The organism is Cohnella xylanilytica (assembly GCF_014212175.1).
GTDB classification, from domain to species: domain Bacteria; phylum Bacillota; class Bacilli; order Paenibacillales; family Paenibacillaceae; genus Cohnella; species Cohnella xylanilytica.
Genome location: NZ_JACJVR010000004.1, coordinates 22,646 through 43,150, shown reverse-complemented (window position 1 = coordinate 43,150; position 20,505 = coordinate 22,646). Strand labels below are relative to the sequence as shown.

Annotated in this window: 17 protein-coding genes; 8 read left to right on the top strand and 9 right to left on the bottom strand. The window is 57.9% G+C overall.

Going from position 1 to position 20,505, the window contains the following annotated elements; all coding sequences use genetic code 11:
- Positions 1 to 30 precede the first annotated feature (30 nt).
- Both H7B90_RS01415 and H7B90_RS01410 read right to left on the bottom strand, forming a co-directional pair.
- Entirely contained in the window at positions 31 to 2,088 is a 2,058-nt protein-coding gene (locus H7B90_RS01415) for a glycosyl hydrolase family 18 protein (protein WP_185134083.1), read from the bottom strand.
- Between the two features lie 287 nt (positions 2,089 to 2,375).
- Positions 2,376 to 3,416: an NAD(P)-dependent alcohol dehydrogenase gene (locus H7B90_RS01410; RefSeq protein WP_185134082.1), complete on the bottom strand. Its 1,041-nt coding sequence runs from the start codon at positions 3,414 to 3,416 to the stop codon at positions 2,376 to 2,378.
- 260 nt (positions 3,417 to 3,676) lie between these two features.
- Between H7B90_RS01410 and H7B90_RS01405 the strand changes: the two genes are divergently transcribed.
- From H7B90_RS01405 to H7B90_RS01390, 4 genes are all read left to right on the top strand, one after another.
- The gene (locus tag H7B90_RS01405; RefSeq protein WP_185134081.1) at positions 3,677 to 4,060 is read left to right on the top strand and encodes a MerR family transcriptional regulator; all 384 of its coding nucleotides are present in this window, start codon (positions 3,677 to 3,679) and stop codon (positions 4,058 to 4,060) included.
- 108 nt (positions 4,061 to 4,168) lie between these two features.
- The gene (locus H7B90_RS01400; protein WP_185134080.1) at positions 4,169 to 4,747 is read left to right on the top strand and encodes a uracil-DNA glycosylase; all 579 of its coding nucleotides are present in this window, start codon (positions 4,169 to 4,171) and stop codon (positions 4,745 to 4,747) included.
- Between the two features lie 236 nt (positions 4,748 to 4,983).
- The gene (locus H7B90_RS01395; RefSeq protein WP_185134079.1) at positions 4,984 to 5,784 is read left to right on the top strand and encodes an SDR family oxidoreductase; all 801 of its coding nucleotides are present in this window, start codon (positions 4,984 to 4,986) and stop codon (positions 5,782 to 5,784) included.
- Between the two features lie 86 nt (positions 5,785 to 5,870).
- Positions 5,871 to 6,506 carry a YdeI/OmpD-associated family protein gene (locus H7B90_RS01390; RefSeq protein ID WP_185134135.1) on the top strand — a complete coding sequence of 212 codons (636 nt, stop codon included), beginning with the start codon at positions 5,871 to 5,873 and terminating at the stop codon, positions 6,504 to 6,506.
- Here the strand turns inward: H7B90_RS01390 and H7B90_RS01385 are convergent.
- The 4 genes from H7B90_RS01385 to H7B90_RS01370 all read right to left on the bottom strand — a co-directional run bounded on the left by H7B90_RS01385 (position 6,503) and on the right by H7B90_RS01370 (position 10,377).
- Complete coding sequence (locus tag H7B90_RS01385) at positions 6,503 to 7,789, bottom strand: MFS transporter (RefSeq protein ID WP_311772661.1); 1,287 nt, start codon at positions 7,787 to 7,789, stop codon at positions 6,503 to 6,505. The genes H7B90_RS01390 and H7B90_RS01385 overlap by 4 nt on opposite strands.
- A gap of 123 nt (positions 7,790 to 7,912) precedes the next feature.
- Positions 7,913 to 9,226 carry an HD-GYP domain-containing protein gene (locus H7B90_RS01380; RefSeq protein ID WP_185134078.1) on the bottom strand — a complete coding sequence of 438 codons (1,314 nt, stop codon included), beginning with the start codon at positions 9,224 to 9,226 and terminating at the stop codon, positions 7,913 to 7,915.
- Positions 9,227 to 9,453: 227 nt separating this feature from the next.
- Positions 9,454 to 9,846, bottom strand: a complete 393-nt coding sequence (locus tag H7B90_RS01375) for a DUF1801 domain-containing protein (RefSeq protein WP_185134077.1) — start codon at positions 9,844 to 9,846, stop codon at positions 9,454 to 9,456.
- 69 nt (positions 9,847 to 9,915) lie between these two features.
- A complete protein-coding gene (locus tag H7B90_RS01370) occupies positions 9,916 to 10,377 on the bottom strand; it encodes a MarR family winged helix-turn-helix transcriptional regulator (RefSeq protein WP_185134076.1) in 462 nt (153 codons plus the stop codon).
- A gap of 201 nt (positions 10,378 to 10,578) precedes the next feature.
- Here H7B90_RS01370 and H7B90_RS01365 point away from each other — a divergent pair, with 201 nt between their 5' ends.
- A complete protein-coding gene (locus H7B90_RS01365; RefSeq protein ID WP_185134075.1) occupies positions 10,579 to 11,514 on the top strand; it encodes an alpha/beta hydrolase family protein in 936 nt (311 codons plus the stop codon).
- Positions 11,515 to 11,905: 391 nt separating this feature from the next.
- Positions 11,906 to 13,579 carry a DUF6138 family protein gene (locus H7B90_RS01360; RefSeq protein ID WP_185134074.1) on the top strand — a complete coding sequence of 558 codons (1,674 nt, stop codon included), beginning with the start codon at positions 11,906 to 11,908 and terminating at the stop codon, positions 13,577 to 13,579.
- A 110-nt stretch (positions 13,580 to 13,689) separates the two neighbouring features.
- On the opposite strand, the gene nspC is transcribed toward H7B90_RS01360, so the two are convergent.
- The 3 genes from nspC to mraY all read right to left on the bottom strand — a co-directional run bounded on the left by nspC (position 13,690) and on the right by mraY (position 17,579).
- Positions 13,690 to 14,817, bottom strand: a complete 1,128-nt coding sequence (gene nspC / locus H7B90_RS01355) for a carboxynorspermidine decarboxylase (RefSeq protein WP_185134073.1) — start codon at positions 14,815 to 14,817, stop codon at positions 13,690 to 13,692.
- Positions 14,818 to 14,819: 2 nt separating this feature from the next.
- The gene (locus H7B90_RS01350) at positions 14,820 to 16,067 is read right to left on the bottom strand and encodes a saccharopine dehydrogenase family protein (RefSeq protein WP_185134072.1); all 1,248 of its coding nucleotides are present in this window, start codon (positions 16,065 to 16,067) and stop codon (positions 14,820 to 14,822) included.
- 561 nt (positions 16,068 to 16,628) lie between these two features.
- A complete protein-coding gene (mraY, locus tag H7B90_RS01345; RefSeq protein WP_185134071.1) occupies positions 16,629 to 17,579 on the bottom strand; it encodes a phospho-N-acetylmuramoyl-pentapeptide-transferase in 951 nt (316 codons plus the stop codon).
- 137 nt (positions 17,580 to 17,716) lie between these two features.
- Between mraY and H7B90_RS01340 the strand changes: the two genes are divergently transcribed.
- Together H7B90_RS01340 and H7B90_RS01335 are read left to right on the top strand one after the other, a co-directional pair.
- Positions 17,717 to 18,928, top strand: coding sequence for a macrolide family glycosyltransferase (locus H7B90_RS01340; protein WP_185134070.1), 1,212 nt, complete (start codon positions 17,717 to 17,719; stop codon positions 18,926 to 18,928).
- Positions 18,929 to 19,382: 454 nt separating this feature from the next.
- A complete protein-coding gene (locus H7B90_RS01335; protein ID WP_185134069.1) occupies positions 19,383 to 20,414 on the top strand; it encodes a Cfr family 23S rRNA (adenine(2503)-C(8))-methyltransferase in 1,032 nt (343 codons plus the stop codon).
- The last annotated feature ends 91 nt before the right edge of the window (positions 20,415 to 20,505 follow it).

The following is a 20,505-nucleotide window of genomic DNA, read 5'->3' as shown; positions in this document are numbered from 1 at the left end:
GTAACGTTACGGATCACCGGATGGGCGGGCTTACTTCAAGGTCCACAAAGCCGGAACGATCGGGGGTTCCCATCCGACCAGTGAGGTATGAGCTTGGAGACAGGAGTACGTCTTGCCGCCGTAGCTCGCCAGATCGCCGACCTTGTAAGCGACGTTGGGCGCCCAGGCAGCCGCTCCCGAGCCGGGATCGGTCGTCGCCGTGAGCGGCGCGCTGGCGGCCGAGACGTTGCCCGCCGCGTCATACGCCTTCACCGTGAAGGTATAGCTCGTGTTCGCGGCCAAGCCGCCGATCGTCGCGCTCGTACCGGTCACGTTCGCGGTAGAGGATCCGTAGCTCACCGTATAGCCGGCGACGCCGACGTTATCCGTCGAGGCGCTCCAACTCAGGCTGACGCTCGAAGAGGTTTTGCTCGTCACGGCGAGATTCGTCGGTGCCGAAGGCGCGGTCGTGTCGCCGGCCGGCGCGTTCGTCGTCACCGTGAGGGGCGCGCTGGCGGCCGAGACGTTGCCCGCCGCGTCGCGCGCCTTCACCGTGAAGGTGTAGCTCGTGTTCGCGGTCAAGCCGCCGATCGTCGCGCTGGTACCAGTCGCGTTCACGTTGGAGGATCCGTAGCTCACCGTATAGCCGGCGACGCCGACGTTGTCGGTCGAAGCATCCCAGGCGAGCGATACGCTATTCGCGGTTTTGCCGGTGGAGCGCAGGTTGCCCGGGATGGACGGAGGCGCCGTGTCTCCTCCTCCCGGGGAGGCCAAATCGCCCGCGAGCTTATTCAGCAGCGTCTTGTTGCGATCGCCGCTGAACTCCCAGAACATCGCCCCGGCCAGGTTCTTCGTCTTGATATACGAGGCCTTGTATCCGATGGACTCCGCGTCGTCGTAAGTGATGTAGACGCCGCCCGACGGATTGTACAAGTAGGGAACCTTCGCCGTATCGTTCCAATAGCGCGTATAGCCGTTAAGATTGATGAAACGAGCCTGCAGGTCGCTGAAGTCGAACACGCCGGCTTCCCACGTCCCTGCGGGCATGCCCGTGCAGCTCTGGTATTGGCCGTTGCCGGCCGGCGCGCAGCCGCTCCATCCGCGTCCGTAGAACGGCACGCCCAGGACCAGCTTGCTTGCGGGTACTCCCGCATTCAGATGCCCCTGCACGCCGGCATCGTCGTTAAAGGCCGCCGCGTTCGGCACGCCGGCGGCGCCCGCAGCCGGGTCGTAGTACAGCGGAGCGTTGTGCGCGCTTATATTTTGCCACCCGCCGTTAAAGTCGTAGGTCATGATGTTGATCCAATCTACTATGGCGGCGATCTGACTCAGCTCCGTGTTGTTCGCATACTGCGGGCTTGCCCCGGAAGCGATGGTCAGGAGATACTGCTTGCCGTCCGCAGCCCCCGCCGCGTCCAGCTTCTGGCGAATAGTCTGGAGCAGCAGCGTGTAATTGTGCTTATCCTCCGCCCGGTAGCTGTTGCCCGGCAGCCCCCCGGCGACCGGATATTCCCAATCCAGGTCGACGCCGTCGAACTGGTACTTGCGCAGGAAATCGACGGCCGAGTTCGCGAAAGTTTCGCGGGTGGCCGCCGAAGCCGTGACGTCCGAGAACCGGTTCGACCAGCTCCACCCGCCGACGGAGATGATCGTTTTGAGATGGGGGTTCGCCGCCTTCAGCTTGATCAGCGCCCCGATATTGCCTTTGATCGGCTTATCCCACGTATCGCCCGCATGACTCTTCTGCGCGTCGATCCACGGATCGCCCAGCACGATCGTTCCGTTCGGCACGTTAATCGTTCCGACCTCGTCCTGGCAGCTCCAGGTTTGCGGATTCGGCGAGGCCGGATCCGGATTGCCGTGGATGCCGTTCCAACAGATATCCGCGAAAGCATAATTGATGTGGGTAACCTTGGAGACGTCCATGTCTTCCACTTGATAATTCCGTCCGTATGCGGCCCATGCCGGGTAATAGCCGATGATCTTGTACGCGGACGCCGCCTCCGCCTTCTGAGGTGCGACAGATAAGGAAGCGAACATGGATAAGATCAGACCGACAGCCAGCGCAACAATGTTCGCTTTGTGCATAACCGTTCCCCGCTTTGCCATAATCAACGCCACCTCTCCTCAATTTGTAATCGCTTGCAAAAGGCGTGAAGTCGATAGCAATCCATCACCTCCTGTCCCGATGGAACGACAAAATAGCCGCGGCCAACCCCGACTTCGAATGTGAATATGGATGCGATGGAGAGTGCGGATCCTGTTATATAGTCAATTTAAACCAAATCAGGGTATAAATTTATCCAATGATGGGGCAAATTCCGTTTGTGCTTCGCGACAAATGCCCCTCCGCCGCTTGGCGGAAGGGCCATCGTCTGCAGGATCGCTGGGAGGACTTACAAGGTGGATACATCTATAACGAATCGATAACGCACGTCGCTGCGGAGAACTCGCTCATAGGCTTCATTCACTTGGTCGGCTCCGATAACTTCGATCTTGGGGGCAATGCCGTGTTCCGCCGAGAAGTCGAGCATCTCCTGAGTCTCTCGAATCCCGCCTACGAGCGACCCCGCTATGCTGCGGCGTCCCATAAGCAGCGAGAATACGTTGTACTGATCGGGCGTGCCCGGCGCGCCGAGATGGACAAGCGTACCGTCTACGCGAAGAAGCGATAAATACGCATCCACATCGAGATTCGCGGACACGGTATTTAAGATCAGGTCGAAGCGGCCGGCCAGCGCCGCGAACGTCTCCGGATCGCTGGTTGCGAAGTAATGATCCGCGCCAAAGCCCAGAGCTTCGCTGCTCTTATCCAGGGTGCGGCTCAACACCGTAACTTCGGCGCCCAGGGCGTGCGCATATTGGATCGCGAGGTGGCCGAGCCCTCCAACCCCCAAGATGGCCACCTTCTTGCCGGGACCGGCGTTCCAGCGCTTCAACGGAGAATATGTCGTGATGCCTGCGCACAGCAGCGGGCTTGCCGCATCCAGCGGCAGGGCGTCCGGGATCCGGACCACGAATCTCTCCGTAACGACGATGCTCTGGCTATATCCCCCGTACGTCGGATTGCCGTCGTAGTCCAACGAATTATAGGTTTGCACGACGCCTTTCGTACAATACTGCTCCTCGCCCTTGAGGCAATATTCGCACTCTCCACAGGAGTCTACGAAGCATCCCACGCCAACGCGATCGCCAACCGCGAATCGGGTCACCTCGGAGCCCACGGCCTTCACGATTCCGGCGATCTCATGGCCGGGAACCATCGGGAATATTCCGCCGCCCCATTCGCCGTACGCGCTGTGAATATCGGAATGGCAGATTCCGCTGTACTTGATATCGATTAGAACGTCATCCGGCCGCAATTCTCTCCGCTCGATCGCGGTTTTTTCGAGAGGGACTCCGGCACTGGGAACGCTTAGCGCGTGTGTCGTACACATGGTTTCCTTACTCCTCCTATCGATGAGATTGAATTCTTTTTACAGCATAATTATTAAAGTCGACTTGAAGTCAAGCGTATTTTTTCTTTGGTCATTTCGGTATAATCGGATTAGCTTCTCTTATAGGGATTCAAGATAATTCAACTTCGAGGAGCCGTTCTCTCGGCTCTTTATCGACGATTTGAATGCGGCTCCAAAGCGAATATGGATTGGAACTGAGTTAAAGTTAACTTTAATGGCCGAGAGCGGGGGACATAAGCATGATAAGCATAAAAGAAGTCGCCGAGATAACGGGGATATCGGCTTCCACCCTTCGGTACTACGAGAGCGAAGGATTGCTTCCTTATGTCAAACGCGATGAAGGCGGGAAACGCCTCTATGATAAGGAAGACATTGAATGGGTTCATTTTATTACCGCGCTTCGGGCGACCGGCATGCCGATCGTACAGATCCGGGAATATGTGCGTTTGTTCCAAGAAGGCAACGGCACCATATCGGAGCGGAAAAGGATGATGCTCAACCATAAAAAAGAGATTGAGAACAAGATAAAAGAGCTCTACCGCAACATGGATAAAATCAATTATAAATTGGCGTTGTACGATATTCTTGAAGCTCAAATGAACCATTCATCGATAAAAATATGACAAAATCCATGGCGCGGGGAGCCATCCCCCGAGCGAAGGCAAGTTTGGGTCAGGGATGGGCATAATGGAGTTCATTGCGAGCGAATGAAGGAGCAGCGGAACGCCCATATGGATCAGCCCTTTGTCATTCTGCCTGAGGAACAAGCGCCCGAAGGGATCGAGCATTGCGAGCTTTGCGAGCTATCCAAGCAGCGGACTCGCGTCATCTGGGGGGAAGGCAATCCGAAGGCCCCTCTTATGATGATTCTCGATAATCCCGGAGCCCGGGAGGACCGGGAAGGAAATTCGTTTTTGTGCGGCACCCGGGAGACTCTCCAGCTCGGCATGAGGGAAGCGGGGATAGCTCCGAACGACGTGTATGTCACTTATTTGCTTAAATGCCGGCCGATGCGCGCCTATAAGAAGCCGGAGGCTAGAGCGGCATGCCTTCCGCATCTCCAATTGCAGATCTTGCAGAAGCGGCCGCTTGTCTTGTTCGGATTCGGCAATGTCGTAGCGGAAGCTCTGTTCCCGGAAGAGGAGAACGCCACTGTCAAACAATTGCGAGGCCGTTGGCATGAATTCCAGGGTACGCCCATCGGCTTCACCTATCACCCTCTTGCCGTAAGAAGGCGTCCCAATCTACTAAGGTTCTTCGTAGAAGATTTGATAGCCTTGAAGGAGAAGCGGAAGGAATCGGCTCCTTAGGCGACGGCTGCTGGGCATCCCCTTCGCGCTGATGTCCGACCGTCCCCGCGGCCGAAGCCCGGTGGCGTCCGGGTCATCCGCCTCGAAGGATGCAGCCGTACCCTCGCCCTCGCCGTCGATGGATGCTTGATGGGGGGACAGGGGGACAAGACAGGGGCCGCTTCCTTGACTTCACCCTGCGTTCTTTTGATAATGCAAAATAGAAGGACGAAACTCTTAACGGGGGGCTGCCAGAATTGAGCAGATTGCAAGGGAGAGTTGCCCTCGTCACGGGCGCGAGCCGCCGAGGCAGAATCGGGGCCGCGATAGGCCGGGCGTTGGCGAACGAGGGCGCTGACCTGTTCTTCACGCACCTGCACGACTACGATAAAGAGTGGAATCCGACCGACGCGGATGAGAATTGGCCCGAATGGTTCGCGGAAGAACTCCGACAGTCGGGCGTTCAAGTCGCCCACATGAGCTTGGACCTCGCCGAACCGGGGTCCGCGTCCCGCCTGTTGGACGAAGTCCAGAGAGCGGTCGGTCTTCCGACGATCCTCGTTAATAACGCTGCGTACAGCGTTGCCGCCGATTTCCGCCAACTGAACGAGGCTCTCATCGACGCCCATTGCGCCGTGAACATCAGAGGCACCTTCCTGTTGTCCGCGGAATTCGCGCGCAGGCTCGAGGCCGAGAGAGAGGTTCGTTCCTCCGACAGCGAGTTCGGCGGACGAATCATCAATCTCACTTCCGGCCAAGGGAAAGGCCCCATGCCCGGCAATCTGGCCTATGCCGCGACCAAAGGAGCCATCTCCGCATTTACCGAGTCGCTGGCCGCGGAATTGGCGCCGCTTCGCATTACGGTCAACGCGGTCGATCCCGGTCCTACCGATTCCGGCTGGATGTCGGAAGAGGTGAAGGAAGCCCTGCTGCCGCACTTCCCGATGGGCCGGATCGGCGTTCCGGAAGATGCGGCTCGTCTGGTCGCTTTTCTGGCAAGCGACGACTCCCAATGGATTACCGGCCAGATCATCCATTCCAGAGGCGGCTTCTTATAAGAGGCTTAGCGGAGGCGTCAGCCCGCAGGGCCGACTTCGGACCGAACATCCGTAGGCGCGACATAGATGAAGAGGAGTGTTCCCGGATGCCGAATAGCGCAAGGAATCCTAAGGTCGATCCCTTTTTCACGGAGGGTTGCGGGCGTTGTCCCTTGGGGGGTACTCCCGAATGCAAAGTCCGCAATTGGCCGGACGAATTGGAGCGCTTGAGGGCCATCGCGCTGGACTGCGGGCTGGCCGAGGAATTGAAATGGGGCGTTCCCTGTTATACGTATCAGAATAGCAATGTCGTGATTGTAAGCGCCTTGAAAGATTGCTCCGTGCTTAGTTTTTTCAAAGGGGCCTTGTTGAAGGATCCCCATCGGATTCTGGAGAAGCCTGGGGCGAACACGCGGGCGGAACGCGTCATTCGGTTCTCCGACGTTCGGGAGATCGAGAAGCTGGAGCCCGTCCTGAAGGCCTATATTGCCGAGGCGATAGAAGCGGAGAGAGCCGGGCTCAAAGTGGATTATAAAGAGGATGCCGAGCTCCAATACCCTGCGGAATTCCAGAAGAAGCTAGAGGAAGATCCGGCCTTGAAGGCGGCCTTCGAAGCGTTGACGCCAGGCCGGCAACGGGCCTATGCCCTTTATTTCTCGGCGCCTAAACAATCCAAAACCCGGGAATCGCGGATTGAAAAGTACGTGCAGCAAATCCTCGCTGGCCGAGGATTGCACGATTAGCTCGAGGCGCCGGGCGTCTCCGCATCGCGGAAGGTCCGGCGGCCGAGCAGGCCCACCCCCAGGGCCAGCAGCGTGAGGCCTGCCGCGAACAGATACAGGTTCACGATGCCGAGCCATTCGGCCAAGCCGGCCATGACCAACAGCGAGACGCAGAACGCCAGGTTCAGCAGGGAGGCTTGAGCCGACAGCACCTTGGGCAGCGCCTCCCGGGCTACGCTGCGCTGAATCAAGGTGCGCCGGTTGACGATAGACAGCTCGGCGAACGGCCCCATCAGCAGCACGAGAAGAAGCGCGATGAAGGGCTTCGTGCTGATGGCGTAGAAGGCGGTCAGAATGCCGTACCCCGCCATGCCGATCAACATCGCGGTCAGATAGCGGCTTCCGATGATCCGCGCCAACGCAAGCACGAGCAATCCGCCTCCGACCGTCCCCGCGAAATACGCCGCGTTGATGAAGCCCCACCACTCTTCGCCCTGCCCGAGCGCGACTTGCACGAAGGCGAGCGTAAAGGCGCCGACCCATACCGAACCGCCCAGCATGTCGATGATGTCCATAAAGGTGAGCATCCGCAGGCGCGGCATCCGCCAGATCGTTTTCCAGCCTTCGGTCAGGGTATGCCATTTGGACGACGGAGCGGCCGAATCCTCCGAGCCCTCCTCCGGCACGGCCTCTGCCCGCAGCCCCGCAGACTCGGCCAAGGGAGGCTCTTTGACGCCTAGCGTAAACAACGCGGCCAACCCGTAGAGAACGACGGTCAGCAGCAGCGTATGAGCGGGGCCCAGCCAGGCGACGATCACGCCGCTTAGCCCCCAGCCCGCGAACTGGACGACCTGGTCGCTGACGCTGATCAGGCCGTTCGCCTTGAGCAGGCCTTGCTCCTGCGCCACCAGCCGCGGAACGAGCGCGTTGCGGGCCGGAACCGTCCAGCCGTCGAGGAAGGACATGAGGAAGACGAGCGCGAACACGAGAGCGAGCGAAGAAGCGTCTCCGTTCAGCTGCAGGTACAAGGCCAAGCCTATGAACAGCAGGCACTGGCCCGTCTGCGACAGCAGCAGCAGAGACGGCAGCTTGAAGCGGTTCAGGAGCAGCGGCGCGATCAGGCCGCTCAGCATTTGGGCGCCGCTCCGCATCAACGGCATAAACGCCGCCGATACCAGCGATTCGGTCCGGTTTAACACCAGCACCGTAAGCGCCATGATATATAGCACATCCGCCGCGTTCGCCGCGGTCTGGGTGGTCCACAGGTAATAGAAAGGCCGAGATAAGGCCGAGGATCTCGTCACGGGTCTGGTCTCCGTTCCTTCGAGCATGGACGCGGACGGTTCGCGCCACTCATAAGGATACGGGAATATCGGGCGGTGCGCCAGTATCCGCGTCACAGCCGCACCTCTACGCCTACTCCTCTCCTAATCCAGGTCCTCCGGAACAACCAGCCCGCCTGTTCGACAGAGCTGAACGAAGGCGGAGACGCACTCGGGATCGAAGTGGGTGCCGCTCCCCTCGACGATCACCTGCAGCGCGCGTTCTTGGGACCATGGCTCTCGATAGGACCTTCGCGAGGTCAACGCATCGTACACGTCCGCTATGGCGAGAATTCTTGCGGGCAGCGAGATCTCGGTTCCTCTCAGCTTATCCGGATACCCCGTCCCGTCCCATTTCTCATGGTGGTGCCGGATGACGGACAGCTCCTCGGTCATGAAGCCGATATATTTGCACATCTCGTAGCCGTACACGGGATGCTGCTCGATGACGGTTCTCTCGTCCGCATCCAGCTTCCCCGGTTTATTGAGAATCTCGCCGGGAATCCGAATTTTCCCTACATCGTGAATAAGACCGCCCCGAGCGAGGGCCCGCAGCAGTTCGGCGTCCAGCTTCATGGCCTGGCCCAGCTGCAATCCGTACATGGCGACGCGGTAGTTGTGGCCGGCCGTATATTCGTCCTTGGTCTCCGTGGCGACGATCAGATTCTTCATGCTGCCGGAGATGCTGATGCGGAACCGATCCGAAGAGGCGGACCCTCTCGCCGGATCTACGGTCTGGGAGACGGAGATGTTCGACCGGTACTGCGCTATGATTCCGAACAAGAGCATCAGAGCCGATACGGAGAGAACGACGTGATAGAGCCACCAGGCCAACGTCCACATCATGGTGGTCACCATGACGCATTCGGTAATGGCCAGCAGGACGGAGCCCGATACGATAGCCGAATGCAGAGGGAACTTGACGAGCCGGAATTGTTGAAAATATCTTTGGGCCGCCCAGAGATAGAGGCAGACCGTAATCAACGCCATCAGGTAGTTCAAGGGCTCCAGATCGATGGGAATGAACTCGGAGATGCTGGGATAAACAAGAGCCGCGATATTCATCAGAACGATGACGGCTACCCAGCCGACGACAATGCTTCTTCGATACCTCGACACCACGCGGATAAAGGAGTGGTCGGAGGTCAGGGTCGAGAGGAAGATCCAGAACGCGCACGTGGTCATCGCGACTTGGGAGGCGACGCCGGCCAAGTGGTATTGATCGGCAATGATGAATCCCGGGGTCGACAGCGCGTGAATCAGGAAGAAGCCGTTGAGCGACAACAGAGCCAAGGCCAGCATAAGCGCGCTCATATCCCGAAGGCGAATCCCCGTCCAGCCGACGGCGACGGCGCTGACGGCCAAGGCCAGGATCGTTGGAGAGATGACGTAGAAGTGGAACCGGGGAAGATCCCACATGGTATCATGTCCAGGGAACGCCATGAGATACGCATACCCCAGAAGAAGAACGACTGTGGCGATAGATATGGTTATGATTAAAGAGCGAGGCGAACGCGGCATCGTGATCCCAACTTTCCAATAGAAGTTAACTTCCCGCTTGCATGTCAAGATTCGACATAAGATTGTCGAATCCTGCCAGCGGGGCCGCGTCAACGAGTCTCATTCCGATGGGAGCCAGTCCTCTTCTAGGATTCGGGCAGGCAGCGCGACCAGGCCTCTCGAAGCAGGTCGGCCAGCTCCTTGGCGCCTGCTTCCTCTGCTGTCCTTACTTTGACATGCCGCATGCGCTTGCCCGTGCCTTCCAACCGTTTGTGCGGGTCGGACAGTTGGGTTCCGAAGTAGAAACCGACATTCACATAGTTCCGTTGAGCCGCTAGGTAACAGATCCATGTGCCTGGCGGTTCCGGCAGCTTGTAGTTGATGGCGTTATGATACGCGAATTCTTGCGCGCTCGGCAGGCTGTCAAGGGCGACTAACCGCAATTGGACGAGAATCTCCCTGATCGCGGCGGGGCGGCTCTCGATCAGCCTCTCGACGGCGCCTGGTTCTCCTGTCGCTGCGCCCGTTGCCTTGTCCATCCGCATGCCCTCCTTATCCGGAAAATCAACCAACCGAAAGAACCCTCCGAAGCGGAGGGTTCTTGTTGCTCAAGGCAGCGGGGCCGCCGAGGACTTGGTTCGGGTTCTCTCCGCCAGCTTCGCAATCGACTCGATGTCTTGTTCGGTTAATTGGTCGAGGAAGTGTTCGCGTATGGCCTTCGAGACGATGGGGCGGGCATCGTCCAATACGGACCGGCCGGCGGGAGTGATGAGGACTAGAACGCCGCGATCCGTGTCCAATGGCTTCCTCGTCACCAATCCGCGCTTCTCCATCCGCGTCAGATGGTGGGACAGTCGGCTCTTGTCCCAGTTCATCGAATCGGCCAATTCCTGTTGGCGGAGGCTGCCGTCCCCGAGAAGAACCAACCGGTCCAATACGCCGTAATCGCCCTCCGACAGCCCCGTATGCTCGGACATGTCTTTAATGACGCGGCCGAAGATGCGATGGAAGGAGCCCTTCCACAGGTGCCAGATCCGCATTTCCTCTTCGCTAAGCTCGTTCTTATTCATGGGAACATCATATCACGGTTGACGTGTCAACCACAATATGCTACAGTTACATCCGAAGTGGTTGATATGTCAACCAAACGCGGCTCAAAAGTCGGCGATGAGAAAAGGAGAGGGGAGTAATCCCATGCAGAACAAACCCGGTTTCAGGCACATGAACCCCTCCCGGTAACGGTTGGGCCAATCTCACTCACAGAAGGGAACATGAAGAGTATGGAAATCATAGTTAACGCGCCTACCCCAGTCATCTCGATGAAGCCGGTCGTGCTGCCCGCCCCGGGCCGCGGCGAGGATCTGCAAGTGAGGGTGTCTGCCCCCGCTGCGGGGCATGAATTGCCTATCATTCTGTTCTCGCACGGATTTGGCTGGTCGCTGGACGGCTACGCCCCGTTGGTCGACTACTGGGCCGCTCACGGCTTCGCGGTCATTCAGCCGACCCATCTCGACTCAAGGACGCTGAACCTTCCTCCCGACGATCCCCGTACGCCGCTGATCTGGCGTCACCGAGTCGAGGACTTGAAGCGCATCCTTGACGAGCTTGACCGCATTGAAGCTTCCGTTCCCGGCCTGAGCGGTCGCCTGGATCGAAGCCGCATCGCCGCAGCCGGACATTCCTGGGGCGGCCAGACGGCGAGCATGCTGCTGGGCGCGCGAGTCCTCGATCCCGACGGCGGCGAGGGGGAGGACATGTCCGATTCGCGGGTCAAAGCGGGAGTGCTGCTGGCGACGCCCGGACGGGGCGGAGCCGACCTGACCCCGTTCGCGGCCGAGCGCTTCCCCTTCATGAACCCGAGCTTCGCGCACATGACCACGCCGGCCCTCGTGGTCGCGGGGGATCGGGACCAGTCCCGCCTGTCCGTTCGGGGGCCGGACTGGTTCGCGGACCCGTACCGCTTGAGTCCGGGCGGCAACGGCAAGAGCCTGCTTACTCTGTTCGGGGCCGAACACTCGCTCGGCGGAATCCCCGGCTATACCGTCGCGGAGACGACGGACGAGAGCCCCGAGCGGGTAGCCCTGATCCAGCGGCTCGCATGGGCCTACCTTCGGAGTACCCTGTACCCCGAAGACTCCAGCTGGGCCGAGGCGCGCCACGCGTTGGCGGAAGAACCTAATCCGCTGGGGCGGGTGGAGTGCGACTGAAGCTTTAACGGGCGCATAAATGCCCAACGGCTCTTTGACCGGTACCTATGGGCGGGCCAGGTCAGGTCGCTGGCGATTTTTCGCCGATAGCCCATAGGCCCCATTCTAACGAACTCACGAGACGGCACCCTGGGGAAAGGCACGAAATAACGCTTATCCGATTCGTTAGAAGCGAAAATCCTTTATTTTCAGCCAAATAGCGTCTCCTCGATTCGTTAGCCGCCGGCCGCCTCCTCCCATCGAAGCGGGAACCAGGCAAAGTATAAAAGCTCTGCGCGACACGACCTCCGCCTAGATCGGCGATTCCCATCGTTAGACTCATGTTCCGGGACTGTACCGGCATGTAAAATAATGGGGCGGAGCTGACGCGACACGTGGAAGGCGGGAGACGATGAACGCATTGCAGGAAGAAGCGCTGGAAGAGATGCGAACGGCGATTCATGAATGGTTTGACGAACAGGCGAAGCAAAAGGACGTGGAGGGAACGGTCAAACGCACCACGCTGCAGATAGGCCTCTTCAATGACGTTAGGCTGGAATATCGGCCTGGCAGGACCATCGTTGACAGTTTCGGTTTTGGATATAACGATGAGAGCGGCAAGTCGATGAAGGCTTCCCCCTTTACGCGGGAGCGGGTCTTGCATGAGGTTCGGCCCCTGCTGGCGGGAATCGCGAAGGAGAGGCTGGACAAGCTGGGGACGTCGCCGCTTATCGACTACCGGTTTACCCTGCGAGGAACCTTCGCAACGACGGAAGGACCCGCGGCAGTCACGGTGCTGGAGATTATAGATGAAGAGAAAAAACGGCAGCTTCTGGAACGGATTCAGTCCTATATCGAGAAGAAGTTGGAGAAGGGCTCCTACCCGACCAAGCCGCTGGAAACCTTCTTCCTGTCGCGACATCTGCTGGACCCGTTTTTGTATCCGGAACCGGAGGCCTCAAGGACGATTGCTTTATTCGACCGGATCCAGGAGTTGAACAAAGAACGGACGCAAGCGCTCGCGGAGCATCGAAGCCATCTCATCCGGGCGTTAACCGGTTGGGCGGAGGATGTATTCCTGCCGCGCTACTACGATGTTACCCGCTCCGCATACAGGGACCATGAATACGAGATCAAGCCGGATGCCGTCTTGGAGAATAAGGATCAGCCCAATCAGCCAATCGACCTTCTGTTGTACGTTGCGGCGATGATTCTTCGTTACGAGCCCAATTACAGCAAATCCAGGGGCCAGACGTTTCTGGAGCTGGCGTCGCGGCTCGGCAGCGCCAAAGCCGGGCGCATGCTGAAGGAGGGCAGCGGCAGCTTCTCTCAAGAAGATACCCATATGCGCCATGAGCTGGCCGAGTGCAAGGCTAACGATGTGTTCGCCCTCGTTACGGTCGTCATTCGCAAGGAAGAAGCAGGGGCCTACGAACGGGCGATCTCGTTTCTTCTCTCCCTGCTCCGGAAGGGCTTCCCCAAAAGCTATAAGATCAAGCTGAAATCCAGCGGGAGAGAGAGTTTGCCCGTTAAGGGGCTTGCCAAGTCGGATACGCACCGTTTCTTCGCGAATGCGCTGGCTTATTCCGAACTGCATCCGTTATTGGAACAATACGCCCGCGAGGCGATGGAAGAGTTCGAATGGTACGGGGATACGGAAGGCGACAACAGCGTCATGCCGGGCAGCTATGCCGTATTCGGGCTGGGACTGTCGGACGAGCGGTATTTCCCGCTGGTCGAAGCTTACATGGCCCTCGTGGACGATGAGCACCAGCTGGCGCACGACAAGTTCACCGCCGCCTTCGCCGACGCCCATGGCGTAACGGCAAGCTCGATTCCCGTCTTGGTCGCCTGCTTGCGCCGCTCTCACGATTCGCTGAAGCTGAAGATTCAGCCGGAGCTGGAGAGAGAAGACAAGCTGTCGCTGTTGGTCCAGAAGGTAGAAGCCCTGCCGCGTTACGAGGCCGAACGGGTGCTCTACCCGATCTGGGGCGGGGCAGAGAAGCTGGCTGCCCAGGCTCGCAAGGCGAAGGAACCGCGCAAGGAGCTGCTGCTTCGTCTGCTTAAGGCGGCCGGCCAAGCCTGACGGCACGCGAGAGGCAGAGATGCGGCGAACCTCGCGCGCGTCGTTGTAAATAGCATCCACATAAAAAGCTGGCACCGGTATCCAACTCAACCGGTGCCAGCTTTAGCTCTCTATGCGAGTCGCATTTTAAAATCCTGATAGCCGAATTCGCGCACCACTCGGCAATCGCCGTCTTTGCCTTGCACGGCAATGGCCGGCAGCGCCATGCCGTTGAACGTGTTCGTTTTGACCATCGAATAAATCGCCATATCCCCGAACACGAGCCGATCGCCGGCCTTCAGAGGCTGGTCGAACGAATAATCCCCGATCACGTCGCCCGTCAGGCACGTCTGCCCCGTCAGCCGATAGGTGAACGGCTTCTCTCCGGGCTCGCCGCTCTCCGCCAGCGGAGGACGGTACGGCATCTCCAGCACGTCCGGCATATGGCAGGTCGCGGAGGTGTCCAGAATCGCGATGTCGATCCCGTTCTTATGCAGATCCAGCACGGAGGCGACCAGGTAGCCCGCGTTCAGCGCCACCGCTTCGCCCGGCTCCAGGTACACCTCTAAGCCGTATCGATCCTGCATTCTCTTAATGCAAGCTTCCAGGGTGGCGAGATCGTAATCGTCCCTCGTAATATGGTGACCGCCGCCGAAGTTGATCCACTCCATCCGCGGCAGCCACTCCCCGAACTTCTCTTCGACCGCCCGCAGCGTCGTCTCCAAGTCGTCGGAGTTCTGCTGGCAGAGGGTGTGGAAGTGCAGGCCGGAGACGCCGTCCAGCAGGTCCGGGCGGAAGTCCTCCCGCTTGACGCCGAACCGGGAGCCGGGCGAGCACGGGTCGTAGATCTCGTGCCCCACCTGGGTCGAGCATTCCGGGTTGATGCGCAAGCCTACCTTCCGGCCGGCCCGAAGCGCCTTGTCCTTATACTTCTCGAGCTGCGAGAAGGAATTGAAGACGATGTGATCGCAGATCGAGACGATCTCGTCGATCTCGTCCTCCCGATAAGCGGGGGCGAAGACGTGCGTCTCCTTGCCCATCTCCTCGTAGCCGAGCCGAGCTTCGAACAAGCCGCTCGCGGTCGTGCCGCTTAAGTATTCTCCGATAAGGGGGTAGAAGGTCGTCATGGAGAATGCCTTCTGGGCCAGCACGATCTTCGCTCCCGTTCGCTGCATGACGCCGCTCAGGATCTTCAGATTCTTCTCGATGAGAGCTTCATCAACGACGTAGCAAGGCGTGGGCAGTTCGTCAAACCGCATTGTTATCGAACCAGCGCCGGTTGCTTGGAAGCGTCGAGCGATTCCTGACCGTCGTCCACCAGAACAGGGTTAAAGTCCTCTACCCACGGAAGCCCCCACTTGTTCAGCTCTTCCATGAACGGATCCGGATCGAACTCTTCGACGTTGAAGACGCCGGGCTTGTTCCACTTGCCGGTCAGAATCATGGCCGCGCCGATCATGGCCGGAACGCCGGTCGTATAGGAGATCGCTTGGGAGCCGACTTCCCGGTAGCATTCCTGGTGGTCGCAGACGTTGTACACGTAGTACTTCACGTCCTTGCCGTCCTTCTTCCCTTGGAAGATGCAGCCGATGTTCGTCTTGCCGACGGTGCGCGGTCCGAGCGACGCCGGATCCGGCAGGACGGCCTTCAGGAACTGCAGCGGAATGATCTGCTTGCCTTCGAATTCGATCGGCTCGATCGAAGTCATTCCGACGTTCTCGAGCGCCCGGAGGTGAGTCAGGTAGCTCTGGCCGAAGGTCATGAAGAAGCGGATCCGCTTCAGGCCGGGAATGTTCTGAGCCAGGGATTCCAGCTCTTCATGGTACAGCAGGTACATATCCTTCTCGCCGACTTCGGCGAAGTTGTAGACGCGCTTGATCTCCATCGGCTTCGTCTCGATCCATTCGCCGTTCTCCCAGTACCGGCCGTTGGCGGATACTTCGCGGATGTTGATCTCCGGGTTGAAGTTCGTCGCGAACGGATAGCCGTGGTCGCCGCCGTTGCAGTCGAGGATGTCGATGTATTCGATCTCGTCGAAGTAGTGCTTGAGAGCGTAAGCCGAGAACACGCCCGTGACGCCCGGGTCGAAGCCGCTGCCGAGCAGAGCGGTAATGCCGGCCTTCTCGAAGCGCTCGCGGTATTCCCACTGCCACTTGTACTCGAACTTCGCGGTGTCTTCCGGCTCGTAGTTGGCGGTATCCATGTAGTGCGTCTTCGTCGCCAGGCAAGCGTCCATGATCGTCAGGTCTTGGTACGGGAGAGCCAGGTTCATGACGATGTCGGGCTTCACTTCGTTGATCAGGGCGATGAGCTCGTCCACGTTGTCGGCATCGACTTGAGCGGTCGTGATCTTCGTCTTGCCGCCGTCCAGCTTAGCTTTCAACGCGTCGCACTTCGATTTCGTACGGCTCGCGATACAGATCTCCTCGAAGACCTCGCTGTTTTGAACACATTTGTGGACGGCCACCGAGGCCACTCCACCGGCACCGATAATAAGCGCTTTTCCCATTGTCTCGCTCTCCCTTGCTCTTGGATTGTTGTTGGGTTCGGATGCTCGCCACGCTTTATTCGCACAAAAAAACAAGCGCAAAAAACGCATCATCGCGTAATCACACTTGTTCTGATAATCAGGAATATTAAATGATGTCACCGATAATCGGGACATAGCTCGCTAAGGAAGCTACTCGCTAAGGAAGCCATTTAATATTCAAAATATATCGGTGACGTATCAGAGTCTATATAGCAAATAATCGCCTTTAATACTCTTATTGATCGTTTCACAAGTTGATGTGCGATGCTATGCATCGGTCGATAGCAACCAAACTTATAAAATTTGAGCTTTTAACTCAATCAATAAGGCAACTAAAGTTGCCAATCGGCATTTGACCCGGCTGTCCGTATGGCCTTAACTTCCTTGCGGATGTGGTCAACAATTATCTGCTTGGAAAGACTCCCGTATATTTTGAATATCAGCTTGCTTTCCAAATAACGCAATACCCATAATATCATAAACTCCGCAGATATCAATAAGAAAAATTTAAAACTTCCCTCCGCGATACGACACGTATTTTTACAGGGCGTATTTCCAGATCAGCCAGCAGACGAGAACGGAGATCCAGGAGATAAATCCGAACGTCATGACGATCCTATTCTCGCTCCAGCCGTACTTCAGACTGAAATGAAAATGGATCGGAGTCATTCGAAATAAGCGCAGTCGGGTCCGTTTATAATACCAGACCTGCAGGATGACGGATAACTGTTCGGCCAGATAGACGGAGAACAGGATCGGGATTAGAATCTCGACCTTCTCGATAACCGCCAAGATGGAGAGGGAACCGCCGATCGCGAGCGACCCCGTATCCCCCATGAAGGCTCTGGCCGGATAAATGTTGTACAGAAATAAACCGAGCAGACAGCCGATCATGACGAGCGAGAACGTTTGGACTTCGGGCTTGTCCGAGATCAGGAAGAAGAAAAAATAAGTGGGCATGGCGACATTGATCAAGAGCCCGTCGAGACCGTCCGTAAAGTTGATGGCGTTGGCGGAACCGACGATGAACAGGAGCATGATGACGATGTACGCGTAAACCGGCAGATGCAGCTGGAAGCCGCGGAACAACGTAATGTCGCTGGAGAGGGAGAACGAACGGAACAACGTGAACAGCAGCAGCCCGGTTATCGCGAATTGGAACGCCAGCTTCGTCCGTCCGGAGATTCCGGAGGGATCTTGCCACGCCGCCTTCTTGAAGTCGTCCATAAAGCCGACCAAGCTGAATAAGAGAAACGCGGCGCATAGGAAAATCATCAATGGGGCGGGATGGAATTGCAGCGAGGTGATCACGCCGACAAGCAGGATCAGGCCGGCCATCAGCGGCGTTCCCCGCTTGGCTTGATGATCGGCAGGCAGCTCGGACCGAATCGGCTGCGTCAGCTTGAGAACGCGCAACCCCCGAATGAGGAGCGGGGTCAGGAAGGCTACGAGCAAGAACGACAGACCGGACACGCCATAGATCCCGAACATGCCGAATGCACCGCTTTCGTGATGGATTTGCCATTTCTATTAGTGTAATTCTAGGCGGTGGACAAATATTCCTTCGAATCCATTGTTATAATAAAGCTGTGTTAGACAAGGGATTGGAGATCCAGGGAGGGGTAGAAGTGGCGCGCGTCTTGTTTATCAACGGAGGGTCCGAGGGACACGTCAATCCGACGATCGGAGTCGTGCAGGAGCTGATCTCGCGGGGCGAAGAGGTCGTGTACTTCTGCATCGAAGCGTATCGGGAGCGGATGGAGAAGGCGGGGGCGACCGTCCGAACCTTCGACGATCAGAAGTTTATCCAAGCCTTCGTCTCGGGCGGAAGGAACTATGTCCTCGAGAGAATCAACGGACTGCTGCTTACGGCGGATATCGTCATCCCGAGCGTTCTCGAGCAGATCGAAGGGGAGCCGCCGTTCGATTACCTCATCCACGATTCCATGTTCGGCTGCGGACGGCTGCTGGCGCAAATTCTGAAGCTGCCCGCCATCAATTCCTGCTCTTCGTTCGCGCAGACCCGGGAAGACTTCGACCGAATGCTGGAAGCCTTCGATGCGGAAGTCCCCGCGGAGATCGCGAATCCGATTCGCGACAGGTACCGGAGCCTGACGGAAGCGGTGAAGATGAAGTACGGCGTGGAGATCGAGTCTCCTTACGAAGTGTTCTGCAATCCCGCGCCGCTGACCCTTGTGTATACGACAAGGGAGTTCCAACCGGACGGGGAGGCGTTCGACTCCGCGTATGAGTTCGTTGGCCCGTCCATCTCTTCCCGGCCCGCTCAAGAGCGCTTCGACTTGGCTGCCATCCAGGGGCGGGACCCGATTTACATCTCGCTGGGCACCGTATTTAACCAAGCCGTCGAGTTCTACAAGCTATGCTTCGAGGCGTTCGGGAATACGGAGCACACGGTAGTCATGGCGATCGGGACTCGGGTCCAGAGGGCGGATCTAGGGGAGATTCCAAACAACTTCATCGTAGAAAATTACGTTCCGCAGACGGATATCCTCCGGCATGCGAAGCTGTTCATTACGCATGGCGGAATGAACAGCACCCACGAAGGGCTCTATTACGGGGTCCCGCTGGTTGTCATCCCCCAAGGCGCGGATCAGCCGATCATCGCCGGACAAGTCGCCCGGATCGGAGCCGGCCTCCGCTTGGACATGCCGAGCTTGACGGCGAGTCGGCTGCGAGAAGCCGCGGATCACGTATTAAGCGGCCCCTCGTATAAGCTGGCCGCTGCCCGAATGAGCGAATCGCTGCGGCATGCGGGCGGAGCTCGCCAAGCCGTCGACGAGATCTTCCGACGAACGGGCGACGTCAGAAGCGCGCATTAGCGTTGACAGCTTGCGTTGCCAGTGTTGCCGTTGGAACCGGGGATATGTTAGAATTTTGCTACACTTAACGACAGGAGTTGAGAAGGATAATGTAATGATTTCTTGCCTGGTTTAAAGAATAAAGCGGCTAGGTTTATTCTTTATCGGCAAGGAAGTTACCTTATTCTTTTCACTCAATAAATATCCTTTAGTCTACCCCGCGAACCGGGGCGGATTAGCCGTATGGATTGAGCTGCGAGGAAGGTAACTTTCTTGCGGCTCATTTTTTTTATTCGAAAATTTGGAGGATGAACGAGATGCTGATTGAGGTTGTAGATGATCGGGTGAACCGGTTCGGATCCAAGGAAGCGGTTCACGACTACAAACGGCCGGAGGCCTGTCATTCGATCGACAGATGCACGTAGCGATCTGTCCTCCTGCGCAATGAGGTTGTCTCCGGCGGCAAGGAGAAGACATGAAGCCAACCTCGAAATATACAAGGATACGCCAACTATTGTCCGAATGGAAGCAACCCTCGTATCGATATAAGCAAATTAACGAAGCGATATTCAAGCACAAGGTCGGCGAATACGAACGGATGAGCATGCTTCCCCGATCTTTGCGGGAAGAGCTGCTCCGGGCCCTCGGTTCGCAGGTATGCAGCGTCCGTCCGGTAGCGGAGCTCGCCTCGAGTCAGGTGTGCAAGGTGTTGTTCGCCGTAGCCGGCGACGAACGCGTAGAAACCGTGCGACTCCATTATGAACGCGGGTGGAAATCGTACTGCATCTCGACGCAATGCGGCTGCGGGTTCGGGTGCAAATTTTGCGCCACCGGCACCATCGGCTTGAAGCGCAATCTGACCGCCGACGAGATCACCGATCAATTGCTGTATTTTCACCTGAACGGCCACCGCTTGGACAGCGTCTCCTTCATGGGCATGGGGGAGGCCCTCGCCAACCCGCATCTCTTCGAGGCTCTGCACATTCTGACCGATCCGGGCCTGTTCGGATTAGGGCATCGAAGGCTGACGATCTCCACGATCGGCCTGCTGCCGGGAATCGAGAGGCTGACGCGGGAGTATCCGCAGATCAATCTGACCTTCTCGCTGCATTCTCCGTTCGACGACCAGCGAAGCGAGCTCATGCCGATCAACAACCGGTTCCCGATTCGCGACGTCCTGGATGCCTTGGATCGGCACATCCGACAGACCGGGAGGAAGGTGTACATCGCGTATATCCTTCTCCGGGGGGTCAACGATTCCATGGAGCATGCGGGAGCGGTGGCCGAATGGCTGCGGGGGAGGGGGGATTGGGAGCATCTCTATCACGTCACCCTGATTCCATACAATTCCACCGACGTGACTCCGGACAGTTACCACGCATCGGATGCGAGCCGGATCGAGGATTTCGTTCGGGTCCTAAAATCGCGGGGCATTCGATTCACCATCCGAACTCAATTCGGCTCGGACATTAACGCGGCCTGCGGTCAGCTGTACCGTACGGAATAAGGCTAAATAAGGCTAACGACGACGAGGAAAATTCGTTCAAGCCCGAATGGGAAGAGGCCATCCGACATAGGATGGCCTTCTTCATGAGCGC